Annotated in this window: 19 protein-coding genes; 2 read left to right on the top strand and 17 right to left on the bottom strand. The window is 50.2% G+C overall.

Features of this window, described 5'->3' with window-relative positions; all coding sequences use genetic code 11:
* Positions 1-12: 12 nt before the first annotated feature.
* The 8 genes from L696_RS0107135 to L696_RS0107170 form a co-directional block, all read right to left on the bottom strand.
* Positions 13-795 (bottom strand): ABC transporter permease, encoded by a 783-nt coding sequence (locus L696_RS0107135; protein ID WP_025683028.1) that lies wholly within the window; start codon positions 793-795, stop codon positions 13-15.
* On the bottom strand, positions 788-1,708 hold the full coding sequence (locus L696_RS0107140; protein ID WP_025683029.1) for an ABC transporter ATP-binding protein: 921 nt from the start codon (positions 1,706-1,708) through the stop codon (positions 788-790). Before L696_RS0107140 ends, L696_RS0107135 begins: the two co-directional genes overlap by 8 nt.
* 109 nt (positions 1,709-1,817) lie before the next feature.
* Positions 1,818-2,309, bottom strand: coding sequence for a hypothetical protein (locus L696_RS0107145; RefSeq protein ID WP_025683030.1), 492 nt, complete (start codon positions 2,307-2,309; stop codon positions 1,818-1,820).
* 131 nt (positions 2,310-2,440) lie between these two features.
* Positions 2,441-3,418 carry an LCP family glycopolymer transferase gene (locus L696_RS0107150; protein WP_025683031.1) on the bottom strand — a complete coding sequence of 326 codons (978 nt, stop codon included), beginning with the start codon at positions 3,416-3,418 and terminating at the stop codon, positions 2,441-2,443.
* Positions 3,419-3,433: 15 nt separating this feature from the next.
* Positions 3,434-4,774, bottom strand: coding sequence for a UDP-glucose dehydrogenase family protein (locus L696_RS0107155; protein ID WP_025683032.1), 1,341 nt, complete (start codon positions 4,772-4,774; stop codon positions 3,434-3,436).
* 51 nt (positions 4,775-4,825) lie between these two features.
* Positions 4,826-5,635, bottom strand: a complete 810-nt coding sequence (locus L696_RS0107160; RefSeq protein WP_025683033.1) for a WecB/TagA/CpsF family glycosyltransferase — start codon at positions 5,633-5,635, stop codon at positions 4,826-4,828.
* A complete protein-coding gene (locus tag L696_RS0107165; RefSeq protein WP_025683034.1) occupies positions 5,613-6,818 on the bottom strand; it encodes a glycosyltransferase in 1,206 nt (401 codons plus the stop codon). Before L696_RS0107165 ends, L696_RS0107160 begins: the two co-directional genes overlap by 23 nt.
* 155 nt (positions 6,819-6,973) lie before the next feature.
* Positions 6,974-8,194 (bottom strand): glycosyltransferase family 4 protein, encoded by a 1,221-nt coding sequence (locus tag L696_RS0107170; protein ID WP_025683035.1) that lies wholly within the window; start codon positions 8,192-8,194, stop codon positions 6,974-6,976.
* 360 nt (positions 8,195-8,554) lie between these two features.
* Between L696_RS0107170 and L696_RS30290 the strand changes: the two genes are divergently transcribed.
* Positions 8,555-8,830 carry a hypothetical protein gene (locus L696_RS30290; protein WP_155985334.1) on the top strand — a complete coding sequence of 92 codons (276 nt, stop codon included), beginning with the start codon at positions 8,555-8,557 and terminating at the stop codon, positions 8,828-8,830.
* A gap of 150 nt (positions 8,831-8,980) precedes the next feature.
* On the opposite strand, the gene L696_RS0107175 is transcribed toward L696_RS30290, so the two are convergent.
* The 7 genes from L696_RS0107175 to L696_RS0107205 form a co-directional block, all read right to left on the bottom strand.
* A complete protein-coding gene (locus tag L696_RS0107175; protein ID WP_025683036.1) occupies positions 8,981-10,249 on the bottom strand; it encodes a hypothetical protein in 1,269 nt (422 codons plus the stop codon).
* Positions 10,236-11,579 carry a flippase gene (locus L696_RS0107180; protein WP_025683037.1) on the bottom strand — a complete coding sequence of 448 codons (1,344 nt, stop codon included), beginning with the start codon at positions 11,577-11,579 and terminating at the stop codon, positions 10,236-10,238. Before L696_RS0107180 ends, L696_RS0107175 begins: the two co-directional genes overlap by 14 nt.
* A 122-nt stretch (positions 11,580-11,701) precedes the next feature.
* Entirely contained in the window at positions 11,702-12,691 is a 990-nt protein-coding gene (gmd, locus tag L696_RS0107185; RefSeq protein WP_025683038.1) for a GDP-mannose 4,6-dehydratase, read from the bottom strand.
* Between the two features lie 21 nt (positions 12,692-12,712).
* Positions 12,713-13,651, bottom strand: coding sequence for a GDP-L-fucose synthase (fcl, locus tag L696_RS0107190; protein WP_025683039.1), 939 nt, complete (start codon positions 13,649-13,651; stop codon positions 12,713-12,715).
* Positions 13,652-13,682: 31 nt separating this feature from the next.
* Positions 13,683-14,381: a sugar transferase gene (locus L696_RS0107195; RefSeq protein WP_025683040.1), complete on the bottom strand. Its 699-nt coding sequence runs from the start codon at positions 14,379-14,381 to the stop codon at positions 13,683-13,685.
* Between the two features lie 86 nt (positions 14,382-14,467).
* The gene (locus L696_RS0107200; protein ID WP_025683041.1) at positions 14,468-15,154 is read right to left on the bottom strand and encodes a CpsD/CapB family tyrosine-protein kinase; all 687 of its coding nucleotides are present in this window, start codon (positions 15,152-15,154) and stop codon (positions 14,468-14,470) included.
* Complete coding sequence (locus L696_RS0107205; protein WP_025683042.1) at positions 15,135-15,884, bottom strand: YveK family protein; 750 nt, start codon at positions 15,882-15,884, stop codon at positions 15,135-15,137. Before L696_RS0107205 ends, L696_RS0107200 begins: the two co-directional genes overlap by 20 nt.
* Positions 15,885-16,211: 327 nt before the next feature.
* On the opposite strand from L696_RS0107205, the gene L696_RS0107210 reads away from it, so the two are divergent.
* Entirely contained in the window at positions 16,212-16,580 is a 369-nt protein-coding gene (locus L696_RS0107210; RefSeq protein WP_025683043.1) for a helix-turn-helix domain-containing protein, read from the top strand.
* 53 nt (positions 16,581-16,633) lie between these two features.
* Here L696_RS0107210 and L696_RS0107215 read toward each other — a convergent pair whose 3' ends face one another.
* Complete coding sequence (locus L696_RS0107215; protein WP_025683044.1) at positions 16,634-16,816, bottom strand: hypothetical protein; 183 nt, start codon at positions 16,814-16,816, stop codon at positions 16,634-16,636.
* Between the two features lie 310 nt (positions 16,817-17,126).
* A partial coding sequence (locus L696_RS30875) for a SaeA-related protein (RefSeq protein ID WP_025683045.1) occupies positions 17,127-17,358 on the bottom strand: 232 nt, incomplete at its 5' end.

Raw genomic sequence — 17,358 nt, forward strand, 5'->3', positions numbered from 1 at the left:
AGAGGATCGGGTTTAGGTTGAAACATCCCGCTTTACAAAAACTACCCAGGCAATTACGATAAAAACTACATAATAGGCAGCCAGCACGGTGAGCGAAAAGGTCAAACCAGAACTTACTGTGCCTGGCGGCATTTCGAGATATTTTTTCAGGTCCATATGCGTAAACAGCACGTATTTAGTCCATTCATAATGATCTGTACTAAACAAACCGATTGAATTATAGATTGTTTTGGTGAACATCATGAACAAAGACAGGCCAATCGCCAAGGCGCTGGAACGAAAAACAGCGGACAGCATAAAAGCAAAGGCGATGGTCACGAATAGAGCGATATAGCTGTACAAGAAGTTCAGTGTTACATAAGAAATCGGATCACTGAACGGCGGAATCGAACCGGCTGGCGTATCTTTGGATAACATCAGCCAAGAGGACAGCGTAACCATCGCTATCAAAATGAACGTTCCGAGCAGACTGAACAGGATGACCGATATATATTTGGACAAAAGAATTTTGCTGCGGGTCCAAGGGCGGATCAGCAGCAGCTTGATGGTTCCCCATGTAAATTCACCCGCCACCGAATCAGCCGCTACAATGACCGTAAACGTCGTATTGAGGAAAAATGTAAACATCGCCGTCAACACGATACCATCCCACACGCTGACCTGATCGGAAACCAGGGCAATCAGCATCGGAATCACAGCCGTGATGACCGCCAGCAGCCCTAGCATAATCCACGTCCGTACACGCAAGTAAATTTTAAGATTTTCGTTATGTACCAGCTTGAAGAAGTCAGCCAATGGACCCGCCTCCCGTCACTTCCAAGAATTGATCTTCCAACGTACGGGCCACCGGACGAATCGCATATACCTTGATTTCATTTGCAGCCAGAAGGCTGTTCATGTCTGCTATCTGCTCCCGTTCCAGATGCAGCAGCAGTTGATTGCCTTCGACGCGCCCTGCTCCGGCAAGCGCATAGGCTTGCTGGGGATCATTTACTTCAAAAGCAATTTCCGCCGTCTGGGCTTCTTCGCCTGTGCTCTTTAGCTGCTTGATGTCAATCAGCCGTCCGCTTTGGATAATGGCGACACGGTCGCACATCAGCTCCATTTCGGACAACAAATGACTCGATACAAATACTGTAATTCCCTCGCTCCGGCTCAACTGTCGCAAATAATCCCGCAGTTCGCGGATACCCTGCGGGTCCAGACCGTTGGTCGGCTCGTCCAGCACGAGCAGCTTCGGCCGATGCAAGATCGCCTGTGCTACCCCGAGTCTCTGCCGCATTCCGAGCGAGTAGGTTTTGACTTTATCGTGAATCCGGTTTCCGAGTCCTACCAGGCGGATCGCCTCATCTATGCGCTCCCTGGTCACCCCCGGTGACATTCTCGCAAAATGCTGCAAATTTTGATAGCCGGTCAGAAATTTGTACATCTCCGGGTTCTCCACAATCGCACCAACGTGGGAAACGGCCTTTTCAAAATCGGTTTTGATGCTGTCTCCACAAATATGGATATCGCCTTTACTGATCGAAATCAGGCCAACCATCATACGGATGGTGGTTGTTTTTCCCGCACCGTTCGGTCCTAGGAAACCAAATACCTGCCCCGCTGGAACCTCCAGCGTCAGATCGTCCACAATCGCTTTTGAGGAAATGATTTTACTCACACCCTCCATACGTATGACGGGAAGCTGTCCTGTCGCTTGCTGCATGCTATGAAACTCCTTCCATCCGGAGTGAAGCTCTATTCTATTTTGCTGTTCATTTCCGGTTTTGGAAGTATTGTACCATATTTAACCTGTTAGAAACACCGCGTCCTATCTATTCCTTATCCTTGTATATCCAGAGCACCCGCCATTCTTCACCTTCCTGCGTCACATAACAAGGCTGTACGATATCAAAATTACCAAACCGGGTCTGGTAATGCTGGGTAACCGTAATACGGTAAACCTTCCCTAGCTCGTCTACACTCTGCTCTGTGCGAATATCATATTCAGCCTGCGGCTCTCCCAGCTCGAATGTGAACGTATCTGTCCCCATATCCTGCATAAACACATGCGCACGCTGCTGCACATACGTGGATTTTTCGAATTTATTCTTCATTTGTGAATGAAAAAGCTCCCAGGAGCCTCCAAAATTACCTGACTGCTCCATCGTATAGAACTTATTCAGCACTTCTACCGCCTGATCGCCCTCACCTGTAGACATTACCCCGCGCAGACCCAGCCACAGCAGCCATAACAGCCCGCATATCAATGCAAAATACAGCAGCTTGCGGACGAACGCCGAAGCCGCTCTTCTTCTGAACAGCACACATTGCCCCTCCCTCTGTTGGACTATACCGAATTCTCTACAGATGTATGTGGGACAAGCCTTGTTTAGAAGACTTTAGAAGAAAATAACGGGTGACCTCCCCAAAGGGCACCCGCCTACATAAGGCTTACCTAAGGTGATATGGCAGTGGTAAGCATATGCTTCTCCAGCACTCCATGGATACGCTGGCGTTCCTGCTTATCCACAATGTAATAATACACGCCGTTGATTTTACTCCCATGTCCCTTCAGCTCAACAGTATCCGTCTGCTTGAGGGACGGACCGATCCGAGTCAGGAAGGTGGTCATATCGTCAAAGGTAATGTCTGTGCGAATCTGCTCCCCCGCCGCCTCCAGTATCGGTTTTACCCTCAACAACCCTTCCTTGCTGATGGACTGGGCAAGAATTTGCTTGAGTAGCTCCCGCTGGCGGGCATTTCTTCCGAGATCCCCACGCGGATCATCGAAACGCATACGAGCGTAGGCCAACGCCTCAGCCCCGTTCAAGTTCAAATTACCCTGTGCAAAATGATGGCCCTCATATTGAAAATCAAGTGGATTATGAACCTCGACTCCCCCCACAAGGTCCACCATTTTCGCAAACCCTTCCATATTCATCTGTACATAGTAATCTATCGGATGGTTCAAAAAATGTTCTACCGTACGGATCGACATATCCACGCCCCCAAAAGCAAAAGCGTGATTGATTTTGTCCTCACGCCCCCTGCCGATCAACTCTGTTCGCGTATCACGCGGAATGTTGAACATCAACATAGAGCCTTCGGCAGGGTTAACAGACAGGACGATCATCGTATCCGATCGTCCTGGATCGTGAGGCCGCCGATCTACGCCCAGCACCAGCACGGTGAACGGCTTAAACTGGGAGATGGCTGCCGGATTGGGTGTACTTGATCCAGTGTCTGTACCTACGGATCGCCCTGCTCCGCCCGTTGCAAGGGTAGAGACCGCCCCAGGCTGCACGATGCTGCGCGGATGATACATCGCATTTGCCGCCGTTTTAAAGGAATGATACACATAAGCGGTGTAGGCAGCAGCCCCTACGACCAATAATGCCGCGGCCCCTAATGTTATTTTCAGCCATCGTTTCATACAGAGCCTCCCCCTTTACGGGTTCATTACAGACCGATGACGATCCATATCCAGATTGTTCATCTGCGGCCTGCCGACAGAATAGTATGCAAAGGCAGACTGCCTGATTTGCTCCTCACGGTACACATTGCGTCCGTCGATCATAATGGGATGCTTCATAAGCTCGTTCAGCTCGCCCAGCCCCACCTCACCAAATTCCTCCCACTCGGTTAGCAGGCACAGCGCGTCGCATCCTTCTGCCGCTTCTCGTGCGCTATCGGCCCACGTCACTTCCGAGCTGTCGAGCAATCTGCGGAAGTTGGCGGTGGCGACCGGGTCATATGCACGTATTTGCGCCCCCGCTTCCAGAAGCGACTGCATAATATCCAGCGCTGGAGCATCTCTTACATCATCTGTATTAGGCTTGAATGCCAGCCCCCAAATGCCAATCGTGGCTCCTTCCAGATCACCCAAGGCTTCTTCCAGCTTGCGTATCACATTAAAGCGCTGCCCCTGATTCACTTCCACCACGGATTTCAGCAGCTTGAATTCATAATCCACATTGCCCGCAATCTGGATCAGCGCCTGTGTATCCTTGGGAAAACAAGAGCCGCCATAGCCGATGCCTGCGGACAGAAAAGAGGAACCGATCCGCTGATCCAGCCCCATGCCGTGTGCCACACGCGTGACGTCTGCGCCCACTTTCTCACAGATATTCGCAATCTCATTAATAAACGAAATTTTAGTCGCCAAAAAAGCGTTCGACGCGTACTTGATCATCTCCGCCGAACGGATATCTGTGGTCAAAATATTTGTCGTCAGCGGCTCATGCAGCGTACACAACACAGCGGCGACATGAGGATCGGATGCCCCGATCACGATGCGGTCCGGCTGGAGCGTATCTGCTACCGCCGAGCCTTCGCGTAAAAATTCAGGAACCGAAGCCACGCCAAAAGAGTAGTTCGTGCGGCTCGCGATCAGACTGTGAATACGATCATTGGTTCCGACAGGCACTGTGCTTTTGGTGACAATCACTTTGTAGCCATTCATGGCGTCTGCCACCTCGCGTGCGGCTCCTTCAATATAGGACAGGTTCGCTTCCCCGCCCGGCAACGAAGGTGTACCCACTGCCAAAATAACAATCTCCGCTCCCTCTACCGCAGATGTGGTATCTGTTGTAAAGGTCAGTCGGCCCTGCTCGACATTATCCTTGATCAAGCCTTTTAACCCCGGCTCATAAATCGGTACTTTTCCTTCATGAAGCTGACTAATTTTGTCCTCATTCTGGTCGACACAGACGACCGTATTCCCGAGCGCGGCAAAACAGACTCCCGATACCAGTCCGACATACCCCGCACCAATTACACATAGCTTCAAAGCGGCTCCCCCTTTTACATGCTGTCTCGCTACATTACACTTTTACCAGCTTCACTTCTCTACGCCTCTCCCTGCATGCCGATTATGCTGGAGCGTCAGCCATTTGTTCTGCCGATAGGATTTGAGAAAACGGTATATATACACCGGATTGTTATAGGCGTATCTCTTCCACAACCGTTTCGGCTCGCTAATCAGGCGGTACAGCCACTCCAGTCCCAGCTTTTGTATCATTAGCGGCGGTCTGCGAACCTTTCCGGTGATATAGTCAAAGGCCGCTCCTACACCAATCATCACGCCACGGATGCGGTCTTTGTTACGATACATCCATATTTCCTGCTTCGGACAGCCCAAGCTGACAAAAATGATATGCGCACCTGACGCATTGATGTCATGAATAATCTGCTCCTCCTCATCCGGCCGAAGCTCCCGAAATGGCGGTGAAAAGCCCCCCGCGATGCGGATTCCTGGGTAGTCCTGCTCCACTCTTTCCTTCAAGCTGTCCAGCGTATCCGGCGTGCTGCCGTAAAAATACATACTTAATCCCGTCTGCGGCGCACGTTCACACAGCTTGAGCATTAGACTGGGGCCATCCACCCGATCCTGAAGCTCAAATCCGTACAGCTTGAGCGCCCATACCAGCGGCATACCATCCGGGGTACACAAATCTGCACGCGCAAGTGCTTCATGGAACTCGGATTGATTTCCGGCTGTAACAATGGAATGCGTGTTGCAGATACATACATAGCTGTCCTTGCGTCCGACTGCCCATTTCTCCACCGTGTGTACTGTTTCCTGAAACGTAAGCGCCGCAATATCTGCGTCCGCAATCCTTCCGACTCTATACCGGGGCAGCTGCTTCATAATCACGCTCCTCCATCGCCTCGCTGTATATGGCCATCAGTTGCTCGTAATTCACTTCTTCTGTGTAGCGTGCAGCATATATTTCCGAAACCTTTTGTCTCATGGCTGGATAGTTTTCATAGGCTGTCGCACGACGGATTACGGCACTTATATGTTCCATATCATCATGTTGAAAATGGAACCCGGTCACTCCATCCTCCACCACTTCCTCCAGTGCCCCGATTCGGCTGCACAACACCGGGGTTCCCACGGAATAGGACTCTACGATGGTCATGGGAAAGCCTTCATACCAAATGGAAGGGACCATGACATACATGGCCCGGCTCATACAATCCAGCACCGTGCCTCCATCCTGCTTGCCGAGAAAACGAATGTCCTCCTGCGGATAAGCGGCAGCCAGTTCAGCCTTTTCCGGGCCATCCCCGATGATGACCAGTCTCAAGTCGCCCCGATCTTCCACCTGTGTCCAGGCTTGCAGCAGATTACGCACCCCTTTTTCAGCTGAGATCCGCCCCACAAACAACAAGTAACGATCATCCGGGTCATACACGGCTTCCACCTCTTTACGTTGGATAAAGTTAGGCTTTACCGCGATACGATCGGGTGGAATGCCACTTTCAGCAAATTTCTCCCGCGCAAACTCGGTTAGCGCAATATATCGGCTTACTTTGTGCTGCCATGTGCCGATCAGATCGTTGAACTTGATCATCGCCGCCACCGGAATCGTCTGTAGCTGTGAACCCCGGTAACACCCGTGGCGGATGGAATGCAGCAAGGTGCCGTGCAAGCATTTTTCACAAACCTCATTCCCTCGCATAAAGGTAGCCGCCGGACAAATCAGCCTGTAATTATGCAGCGTCTGGACGACCGGAATTCCCAATCGTTCACAGGCATGATAGACGGAAGGCGAAATAACCGGAAAAAAGTTATGCACATGCACCACATCCGGCTTCACCCGCAGAAGCAGCTTTTTGATTCTTTTAAACTCTGGCAGGGACCATGCCGCCTCCACTGCCAGCTTTGCCATGTTAACCAGCCCTTTGCTTTGGATGCTGTCGTTATGCACATAATAATGCTCCGTCTCTATCCCTCTGGAGCGCAGCATAGCCAATTCCTGTTCGACAACCTTGTCTTCTCCCCCGCTTTGCTGATAAAAGTTATGGATGACCAGCACCCTGCCCACCGTTTTATGGCTATGTTCACGTCGATGGACAGGGTTGGCTGTATCCGACGGTGACGAGTTGTTGGGCTGATGGGCCTCTCCCTGAACATAATGATGGCCTAGGCTTGGAGCCTGTGGACGCACTGGAGGCCCCGTCTGTATGCTGATCTGTTTGCTCACGTGGCTGTCCCTCTTTCCTGCCCGGATTGCATAGGATGGTGCATGGGCTGCATGGGCTGTATCCGTGAGTGACTTAGCATTTCTTCCGCAATACGATCCCACGACATACGCTCGACTGTAAGAAACGCCTGCTCCGCCATACTTTGTCTCAGCTCAGCTTTGTCCAACAATTCAGAGACTCGACTCACCCATTCCTCCTCTGAAAAGCTGCTCAGGATCACTCCGCTCACCCCGTCCTCGATCAAGGTAACCGAGCCGCCATTCACCGAAGAAATAATCGGGACGCGAAACAGCATACTTTCCAGCAGCACCATACCGAAAATATCGTAATGAGTCGGGAACAGCATCACATCCGCCGCTCCATAAATCTGCCACAGATGCCGCTGCTCCACTCTTGGAAAATGCAAAATACTGTCCGTCAGCCCAAGCTCATGGGCATAGGCCCAATAGCGATCCGTATCCGCTTTACGCCCATCCCCGACGATTAACAAAAGGCAACAGGGATGCTTTTGAAGTACCTTTTTGAACATGCCTAGCATAAAACGTATATTTCTCCGCTCCTCCAGCACGCCGACATACAGTAGCACCGGACGATCCCCGAGCCGCCTCAGCTCATCCGTGACCTCACGATTCTTCTCGCGATCTTCGCTTTTGTCGTTGCCGCTGCTGTGTGTCTCCTCGACTTTGCTGCGGTCCAGTCCAACCCCAAGGGTGACAACGTTGTGAAAGCCTTTATCCTCCAGATAGCGCTTGGCAAGATCGGATTTGACATAGGTACAGCGTAGAGACTTTGCCACCTTCGGCAGTAGCAGGGTATCGTACAATCTTCGGATCAGCGCATGTGTGTTATCCCGGTACGGGCCGTGATACAGCATCAGCTTCTCGGGACATTTGCGGGAAAGCAGATAAGTCATGATCTGGTTGTATTCTGTGGAAATGACCAAATCATAAGCAGCCAAGAACGAATCCTTGAGGACATCCCTGTAGATGCTGTTGCTCAGGAACTTCAACCCGTGGAGCCAGATGATGCGCAATGTGCAGCCTTCGTAATGGTATACCTGCTCCAGATGGGTTTCCTTGTGGTCGTTGTAGTAGACAATGTCGCAATCGAAGCCTTTCCGAACGAGTGCTTTGCCCAAGCCGATTTCCTGTAAATTGTATGAGTCCCCGTTCACCTTGCTGGCAAAATTGCGAAGATACAATATTTTTTGAATCATCATTAGGCTCCTGCCATTTCATTTTGGGTAAGTTATGGGGTGCGGAGGGTTTAGAGACCGCTACGTGGATGGATCATTCTTCCGATCGCTGTTACCCCCGGATTTCATCTGATTGTATAGACCCTTTAAAGGGTAAAATCCGGGGGTAAAGGCGAACGCTATCGCTTCTTCAGAACGATTCCATCCACTCCGCTGCTAACCGCCGTTTCCATAAAGTCACCCTAATTTTAAAAAAGGGAACTTAGGGCATGAAGTGCCCCCGCTGCGCGGATGCACGCCCAGCACGATATGGAGATAAGAGCTACTTGAATACGTTATTTGCGATAAGAACAGCTTGGCGGCTTTGAAAGATAGGAACTGTTGGGCGAGTGCTATGATGACTGTTACCTGCCTGACTTGATTACGGCAAACCGTTGCCAGTCTAAGTTAATGCTGGCAGCACAGCACTCCAGCATCAAAGCCAATACAGTGCTCCGCCATCGCGCCCTAGCCCACGGGGCGTTATCGCCGGGATACTTATCCGGCGAAAGATTTACGGCGATAGGGCGCAGCTATCGCCGGGCGGCTCTTACCTTCCCCCACCCTATGGGCTGGGGGAAATTCTTTTTGGCGGCGGCGAGATGTAGCGGAGGGTAGGATTTGAATCTGTAGAAGCGAAGCGTTCGCCTTTGACGTGGGATTCCGCCCCCTATAGGGGCTTATTCAATCAGGGAATCCCGCGTCAACAGCGATCGGAAGATCAAATCCTGCTCGAAGCGCCTTACACCGACAGTCGTAGCTAGGAGATCAAACCCTGCCCGAAGCGGCCTCTCCCCTCCAAACTGAACTTTCCCCCTGCCGCTGCTTTTCTTCCGTCATCTGCATATTAAAATGGTCTGCTCCTTTAAGCTGGGCAGCCGCCATGTCCGCCACCAAAGTCACGCTCGACTCCATCGGGACAAAGCGGTATTTATAAGCCGTAAGCCGATGGTCCGTTTCATGAAATAAAATATCCTGCGCGTAGTTGCCCCAACGATCCTTGGGCATCAGGTCAATCGTCATGCCGGCATGTGCGGAGGGCAGCAGCATATTGGAGCCGTGAATGCCGATCACCAATCGGCTGGCTGCATATACCTCGCATACTCGCAGCTCGCTTTCCCGGTCGAAGCGTGCGACACGTTCGTCGTTAATCCATGACGGGAAGCTCCCGGTGCGACCCAATCCGGCGACCGTAAAACGATAATCCGGAAAGGATTCCCGCAGTCTTCGGAACAATCGAATGATTTTGCGGCGCTGATGATAAATCAGCGGTTTAAGCCAACGCTTGAGCTGCGGAAATTTCTGCACTGCCCGTGCGATATGATGGCTGCCGCTCCACAAGCGGTCTTCCCTCCATACAAAGGTAATGCGCGGCTCCGACTCACAGCCATCCTCATAACGCGGGACACCCGTAAACTGCTCAATATCGAACTGGCTGGGGTGTGAATACGCAGGGCTGACATAGACCTCGTCAAAACGTATCAGTTCCTCTATCATCCGATGATGCAGCACTGGATAAAAGTTACGGGCCTTGCTGAACGGCACATCGACTGTCCAGATTTCAGCCACACCTGCGGGTACCATCCACTCCAGCGATTTTTGTACAATAACAACGATGCCCAGCTCCGGTGATTGTTCATATTCCCGCTGTACATTCAGCAGCTTGAGCAAAGCGTGACCATACAAATAATCAATCGTATTGACGATGATGACGCGCTTAAAGGGTTTCATTGTATGCACAGTCATGCCGACCGCCAAATCATAGGAAGGACTTAGCAGTGCTTGCCGCAAGGGTTCTCCGAGCCATTTTCTCGATTTCGCATCTCCAGTCAATGTATAGTTGGGCATTTCTACCCGATAGGGTGAATACGTAGCGTGACCAACCCGCATATCCTCGATATATTCACGTCCACAGCCTTCACACCAAGTGCTGACACATACATGAATTCCCTGCCACAGCACCTCTCCGCCCCGTACCTTACCTCCACAATGCGGACACTGCCCCTCATGCTGAACAAACGGTTTAATGGGTATCATGATTGTTCTCTCCAACTTTCGGTACCGTAATGTGAACACGCCAGAAGGTCAGGATCGACTTCATCATCCAGCCCAAATTGGCTTTGACTTCCTTAAACAGCAAATCTAATAAAAATACAGATATCGTAAAAGACAAGATTGTCGCCACCAGCGAGCCTCGGACACCAAGCAACGGGATAAACGCATAATTTAAAGCCACATTCGTGACCGCACCCACAATCGAGGTCAGCAGCGTATATTTGAACAAATTTTCATTCGTGATAAACAAGCTTTTGGCAACACTGAAATTGGTAAAAAACAGACGAATCGCAAACAGCGACAGCAACGAGCCAGCCTCGGTAAATTCCCGCCCATACAGCACGACTACCACCCATTGCGACAGAAAAAATAATGGTATCGAGGTCACCAGAAAGCAGATAAACATCAGTCGGTACACGTTGGACAACGTTTGTCTGTATTCGTCGCTCCCTTTCATCTTGGATCGGGTCACCACCGGGGCATAAGCCGTAGTAAGGACGACCGGAATAAAACCCAGCACTTCAATGAGACGGAGCGCAACAGAATACTGCCCCACGGCCGCATCTCCCAGCATCTCGCCGATAATGACCTGATCGATCCGTGCCTGTACATATACAGCGGAGGATGACAAAATAAGCGGCCAACTGTGATTCATGATTCGTCGTGCTGTGGTTAGGCTGAACGTCCACTTGTGCACATGCCGTCCTTCCTTACGGAAGAAATACAGCAGAATCAGACTTCCGAGCAGAAACTCGCCATGAGCGCACAGCGCCACCACCCATATGGGGACACCGGACAACAATAAAATGATTTTAACGGTGGAACTGAGGACAAAGGCTGTGTTCTTGGCAATGACCGTGTATTTGGACAACATCTGCGCCCGAAACCAGTAGTCGATGATATCGAACAACTGAAACACCGAGGCCGTCGCCAGAATCAGATTGATCAACCGTACGGAACTATCCTCCGGTCTGAGCAGCGAAATGAAGGAGCAGGACAGGACAATGGCTACCAAAGTACCCACCAGCTTCAGCAGAATCGCCGTACCCAATAACTCATGCTCATCCTTGGGGTCCTTGACGAGATCACGCACCAATATGGAATCAAAACCAAGCGTCGTGAAGATCAGGAACATCCCGAAAAAAGATTCCGCATAATTCCATTTCCCCAGTTCCTCCGGTCCGAGCACTCTCGCCATGATAATGCTGACCGCCAGTCCAAACACCATGCGGATCATTTTGTCTCCGAACAGCCAAGACGTATTCACCAACAGACTTCTGCGCGGTTTGGCGCGATTTTTGACTAATGTCATAAGCTCTACTCCATCTTGAAAAATGACCTTTCGCACGGCTCCATAGCATGCTGTTCTGCCGATGCGACTACAATAATGTACAGCGAAGAGACCTCCCGGCAAGCGAGCGGCCCCTCCATGTCTTACACGACGACGGAAGCCTCGACCGCAGCCTGTCTTTTAACCCGCTCCAAGTCTGTATCCACCATCATATGAATGAGCTGTTCGAAGCCTACTTCCACTTGCCAGCCCAGCTTTTCCTTCGCCTTGGCGCAATCGCCGAGCAGTAGATCCACCTCTGCCGGACGGACGAACTGAGGATCAATGACGACATAATCCTCATAGTTCAGACCTACATGGGAAAAGGCAACTTGCAACAGTTCGCGGACGGAATGCATTTCTCCCGTGGAAATGACGTAATCATCCGGTTGATCCTGCTGGAGCATCATCCACATCGCCTTAACGTAATCTCCTGCAAAACCCCAGTCCCGTAGCGAATCCAGATTCCCCATGCGCAGCTCCTGCTGCAAACCCAGCTTGATACGGGCTACAGCATCCGTCACTTTGCGTGTTACAAACTCCAGCCCACGGCGGGGCGATTCATGATTGAACAAAATGCCAGAGCATGCAAACATATCAAAGCTTTCGCGGTAGTTCACCGTGATCCAATGACCGTACACTTTGGCGACACCGTAAGGACTGCGCGGGTAAAATGGGGTTGTTTCTGTCTGCGGCGTTTCCAGCACCTTACCGAACATCTCACTGCTCGACGCCTGATAAAAGCGCGTGTCCGGCTTGGCAATCCGTACCGCCTCCAGCATATTGGTAACGGATAGCGCTGTAATCTGCCCGGTAGCCAAGGGCTGCGGCCATGAGGCCGCGACGAAGGATTGGGCAGCCAGGTTATAGACCTCATCCGGGTCAGACTGACGCACGGCTTCGATGAGCGAAGCCAGATCGGTCATATCGCCGGAAAGCCAATGAATGTCATTCTGGATATGTGCCACATTTTCAAAGTTCGGCGTACTGGTGCGTCTGCGTACCCCGTACACCTCATAATCTTTGGACAGCAGCAACTCAGCCAGATAAGATCCGTCCTGTCCGGTAATCCCTGTGATCAGCGCTTTTTTCATTCCTATTCCTCCACCGTTTTTTTATTGTTCAACCAGATTCAGACCTTGAAATGCCTGATAGACAGACCTTAATCCCTCTTCCAGTGAAATACGCGCCGACCAGCCCAGCGCGGAAATTCGGGACACATCCACCAGCTTACGCGGTGTGCCGTCGGGTGCGGACGTATTAAAGGTAATTTCCCCCTCATAACCGACGACTTCCTTCACACGTTCAGCCAGCTCCCGGATGGAAATATCCTCCCCAACGCCGATGTTCACAATCTCATTGCCCTCATAGCCGTTCATCAGGAACAGACAGGCTTCCGCCAAATCATCCGAATGAAGAAATTCACGACGCGGTGTGCCGGAACCCCATACTTCTACCGTCGGGGACTGATTCAGCTTGGCTTCGTGAAACTTGCGGATGAGCGCAGGCAGCACATGAGAGGTCTGGAGATCAAAATTGTCGCCCGGACCGTACAAATTCGTAGGCATCACCGAAATAAAACGGGTTCCATATTGACGGTTATAGGACTGGCACATTTTAATCCCGGCAATTTTAGCGATAGCATAAGCCTCATTCGTTGGCTCCAGCTCACCCGTGAGCAGATATTCCTCCCGCAACGGCTGCGGGGCAAATTTGGGATAAATACAGGTGGACCCGAGGAACAGCAGCTTGCTTACATTCGCCCGGTATGCTGCATCAATTACATTCGTCTGTATGAGCAGGTTGTCACGGATAAAATCGGCCGGGTAATCGTTGTTCGCCAAAATCCCGCCAACCTTGGCTGCTGCCAAAAATACATAGTCCACCGACTCGGTTTCGAAAAAACGGTCTACCGCCTCCTTGTTGCGCAGATCCAGCTCACTGCTTGTGCGGGTGATCAGGTTACGATAGCCTGCTTTGCTCAATGCCCGAGCAATTGCAGAACCCACCAGTCCGTTGTGCCCTGCTACATATATATTGGAATAAAGATCCATACTTTCCCCTACCCTTCCTGTTGGAGTGAATTTAATACGCATCGTTGGAGCCCAATAGCACCCGGAACGTTTTCAGCATGATGATGATATCCGTGCGCAAACTGCGTCTGGATATGTATTCCAGATCCAGCTCTACCATCTGGTTAAAGCTCAGATGATTACGACCGCTGATCTGCCATAGGCCGGTACAGCCTGGCGTAACCGTCAGACGCAGCTTATCCCTTACCGTATAATCATGGACTTCTCTGGGTAGCGGGGGTCTGGGCCCTACCAGACTCATCTGCCCACGCAGTACATTCAGCAGTTGCGGTAGCTCATCAATACTCGTTCTGCGGAGAAAGCGTCCAATTCGGGTGATACGCGGATCATCCCTCAATTTGAACATCGCACCTTCGATCTCATTCTCCAGCAGCAGCGCAGATAATCTGTCCTCGGCATCGGACACCATGGAACGAAATTTAATCATGCGAAACGGTCGCTCATTTTTACCAATACGAACCTGATAAAATAACGCACTTCCTTTCGGGTCCTCCAGCTTAATCAGCAAAATCACGAGCAAAAATACCGGGCACAGCACGATTAATCCAATGAACGACAGCATGATGTCCATACTTCGCTTCACGAACGGATATACGCTCAATCCTTGCCGGCGTTCAAGCCCATGAGCGACCGAATACACTTCCACTGACGTACTCAAAGCCTCGGTCTCGTTCGAGTGGGAAGAAGACACTGCTCATCACCTCGATTTCCGATATATAAGTATTATTTATCGATTGTTAAAAGAATTTTATTAACTTTCATTTCCCCCGTTGCTGCTCATGTCAGGCTGCGTTCCTCCATGCCGCGTTCGGCACGAGTATTTGATCGTTTCACATTGTTGAGCACCACGCCCAAAATACGTGCCTTTACTCTTTCCAAATTTGCCTTTGCTTTCTTAACGAGATCCTTTTTGACCTTCCCTGCCTGCACCACCAAAATCACTCCGTCACACATAGCGCTTATAATGAAGCCATCCGGAAAGGACAGCAATGGCGGCGTATCCATTAAAATCACATCATAATGCTCCTTCAGCTCAGCCATTAGAGCGTTCATTCTGCGGGAACTAAGCATTTCGGACGGATTCGGCGGAGCAGGTCCGGCTGTAATGGCATACAGATGGTCGATCCCAGTTTCCTGAACCACATCCTGCCATGGCTGCTGGTTGGCAAGGACCCGCGTCAGACCGGTATGATTACGCAAGCCGAACATGTGGTGCAAGGAAGAACAGCGTAAATCCATGTCCATGACGAGCACCTTTTTCCCCTCTTGCGCATACGTTACAGCCAAATTGCTAATCGTGACCGTCCTGCCTTCACCCGCCTGAGCTGACGCCACCATCATAACCTCAATCGGTTCGTCTATAGAGGAAAACTGGATGTTCGTGCGAAGCATACGGTACTCCTCCGAAACAGAAGATTGGGCATGCAGGGATGTGACGAGCTGGTTATTGATTAGTCGCGGCATATTGTCCTTCACCTACCTGTTTGGGAGTTGTAGCGGAGCCGTCGGAGCGTCTGTCTTCTTTTTTCATTTTCGTAATCAGGGACAGGGTAGGCAGGCCAAGTTCTTTTTCAACATCCTCTTCATTTTTAAAGGTATCGTCCAGCACTTCCAGCAAAAAAGCCAAGCCTATACCCAGCAACAAGGAGGCGGTAAAAGCAATAAGCAGCTGTATAGCGGCATTACTGTTCACGGGAACAGCTGGTTCAGTCAGGCTGGCTTCGCTTAGAATCGTGACGTTATCCATTTTCATGATAGAGGGAATTTGGCGTTTGAATACTTTGGCTACCGCATTTACGGTTTTGACAGCCTTTGTATACGATAAATCGCGGATTGTTAAATCCATGACCTGTGAATCACCTGCGGTGTTTACTCTTAATTTTTGCGTTAGAGCTGACGGAGTGACCTTGAGATCGGGGAAGCTGGCAACCACCTGGTCCATAATTGCCGAGGACATCATAATTTGCTTATAGGAGTTCGTTAAGGCTATATTTGTTTGAACGACACTGTAATCGACGACACCCGCACGATCCGGCCTTGGCGTCTGATTGATAATAAGCTTCGCTGTCGCTTCATAAACCTGAGGGGTAAAATATACATTTTTCACGCCCACAACAGCACATACCAACAATACGATACCGCCAATTAACCATATTCTTTTTCGGACCATACGAATGTACTCTTTCAACTGCACAAGACCAGTCCTCCCTGATTGACTTGTTTTCGATGCGATGACGCTTGTACTGATCCTCTGCATACCGGGGAAAAGAACGATGCATGAGCCTCTAATATATAGTAAAATGTTATATAATGTCGCATAGAAGGTCTAGCCAGCGAATTTGCACAAGTGCTAAACCATCCGTGGCCTCCCAGGGTATATAAACGATAGCATATGGATAAAACTATAAAGCATTGATACATTATGTATCTTACATAACTAATTTATGATACAAATCGTATCTTGTCAAGCGTAAAATTGCTGTTTTTACTTTCTCAACCTTGCATTCAGGAGGAATATCAGATGAATTATGGCACCCGCATCGCTGAATTACGGGAACATAAGGGATTAAAACAAGAGGAACTAGCGCAATCCCTCGGAATTACGCGGGCGGCTCTTTCTCACTATGAAAAAAACCGGCGCAAGCCAGATTTTGAGATACTGACCAAGCTTGCAGACATTTTCGGGGTATCCATTGATTACTTGGTAGGACGCACTAGCCATCCGGCAGCGATTTTGGATTCAGATGTGAGGGAATTTGTGGACCAGTTGGAGCTGTCCGATGAAGATATCCTGCAGCGTTTTAATCTGACCATTGACGGACGAACTTTATCTGAGGAAGAAGCCAAGCGTTTTATCGCGTTTGTCCGCATGGAACGAATGATGGAATAAAGAAGGGGGGAGCCGGTTCACTCCTGTTTTTAGCAGTGCCGGCAGCCGATATTTTACACGCTCTTATCCTTCCGACCCTTGGTTTCGTCCGCTTCGCTCTGTAAACATTGCGGCATCGTGATACCGCATTGAAGCAAAATATCCCGGATGTCCAAGTGGACGACAGGTTTGTCTGCTTTCCGTTCGTTGTTTCGTAGAAGAGGGCTGTTCATCCCTGATTCTGTCTCCTTGTTCATTCGGCACTAACCTCACTTTATCATTCTTGGTCACCGGAAAGAGAATCCCCACAAACATGTATGTATAATTACGAGCAAAACTATTATATATGAATACGTACCTGTAATGTTGTCGTCTTATGACGAGAAAATTAAAGGATTTCTGTGTTTTTTTCTGAAATATACGCAATGATTTGCCAAATCAGAACGATTTTCAAATAAAAAAGAACCTGTCAGGTCCTACTTTCTCCTGATAGGTTCTTTGGCATTCTGTTTTCGGTTACATGTAAGGTATTCTTCGACTCTGGTCCTATTCTGCATTCTGTCCTGGTTAAGCGACCTTGGCGGCTTGGGATATCTGGGTGCCTCCGGTCGCTCGGACTTTATAGGCGTAGTGGCTCCCGGCTTTCGCCGTGTGATCCGTATACGTGTTTCCCGCTACTTCGGAGGCGATCACCTGATACGCCCCGTCTGTCCCTTCCGCACGCAGCACATCATAGGCTGATACACCTTCTGCCTGAAGCCAATCAATCTTTACCGCGCCTGCCTCTACAGAGGCGGGC

It is taken from the genome of Paenibacillus maysiensis (genome assembly GCF_000520815.1).
In the GTDB taxonomy this organism is placed as follows: Bacteria; Bacillota; Bacilli; order Paenibacillales; family Paenibacillaceae; genus Paenibacillus; species Paenibacillus maysiensis.

Coding starts and splice junctions, on each gene's coding strand:
- L696_RS0107170 (WP_025683035.1), bottom strand. CDS start 8,194: ATGATTCAAAAAATATTGTATCTTCGCAATTTTGCCAGCAAGGTGAAC.
- L696_RS0107210 (WP_025683043.1), top strand. CDS start 16,212: ATGAATTATGGCACCCGCATCGCTGAATTACGGGAACATAAGGGATTA.
- L696_RS0107140 (WP_025683029.1), bottom strand. CDS start 1,708: ATGCAGCAAGCGACAGGACAGCTTCCCGTCATACGTATGGAGGGTGTG.
- L696_RS0107215 (WP_025683044.1), bottom strand. CDS start 16,816: ATGAACAAGGAGACAGAATCAGGGATGAACAGCCCTCTTCTACGAAAC.
- L696_RS0107200 (WP_025683041.1), bottom strand. CDS start 15,154: ATGCCGCGACTAATCAATAACCAGCTCGTCACATCCCTGCATGCCCAA.
- fcl (WP_025683039.1), bottom strand. CDS start 13,651: ATGGATCTTTATTCCAATATATATGTAGCAGGGCACAACGGACTGGTG.
- L696_RS0107175 (WP_025683036.1), bottom strand. CDS start 10,249: ATGATACCCATTAAACCGTTTGTTCAGCATGAGGGGCAGTGTCCGCAT.
- gmd (WP_025683038.1), bottom strand. CDS start 12,691: ATGAAAAAAGCGCTGATCACAGGGATTACCGGACAGGACGGATCTTAT.
- L696_RS0107160 (WP_025683033.1), bottom strand. CDS start 5,635: ATGAAGCAGCTGCCCCGGTATAGAGTCGGAAGGATTGCGGACGCAGAT.
- L696_RS0107150 (WP_025683031.1), bottom strand. CDS start 3,418: ATGAAACGATGGCTGAAAATAACATTAGGGGCCGCGGCATTATTGGTC.
- L696_RS0107180 (WP_025683037.1), bottom strand. CDS start 11,579: ATGACATTAGTCAAAAATCGCGCCAAACCGCGCAGAAGTCTGTTGGTG.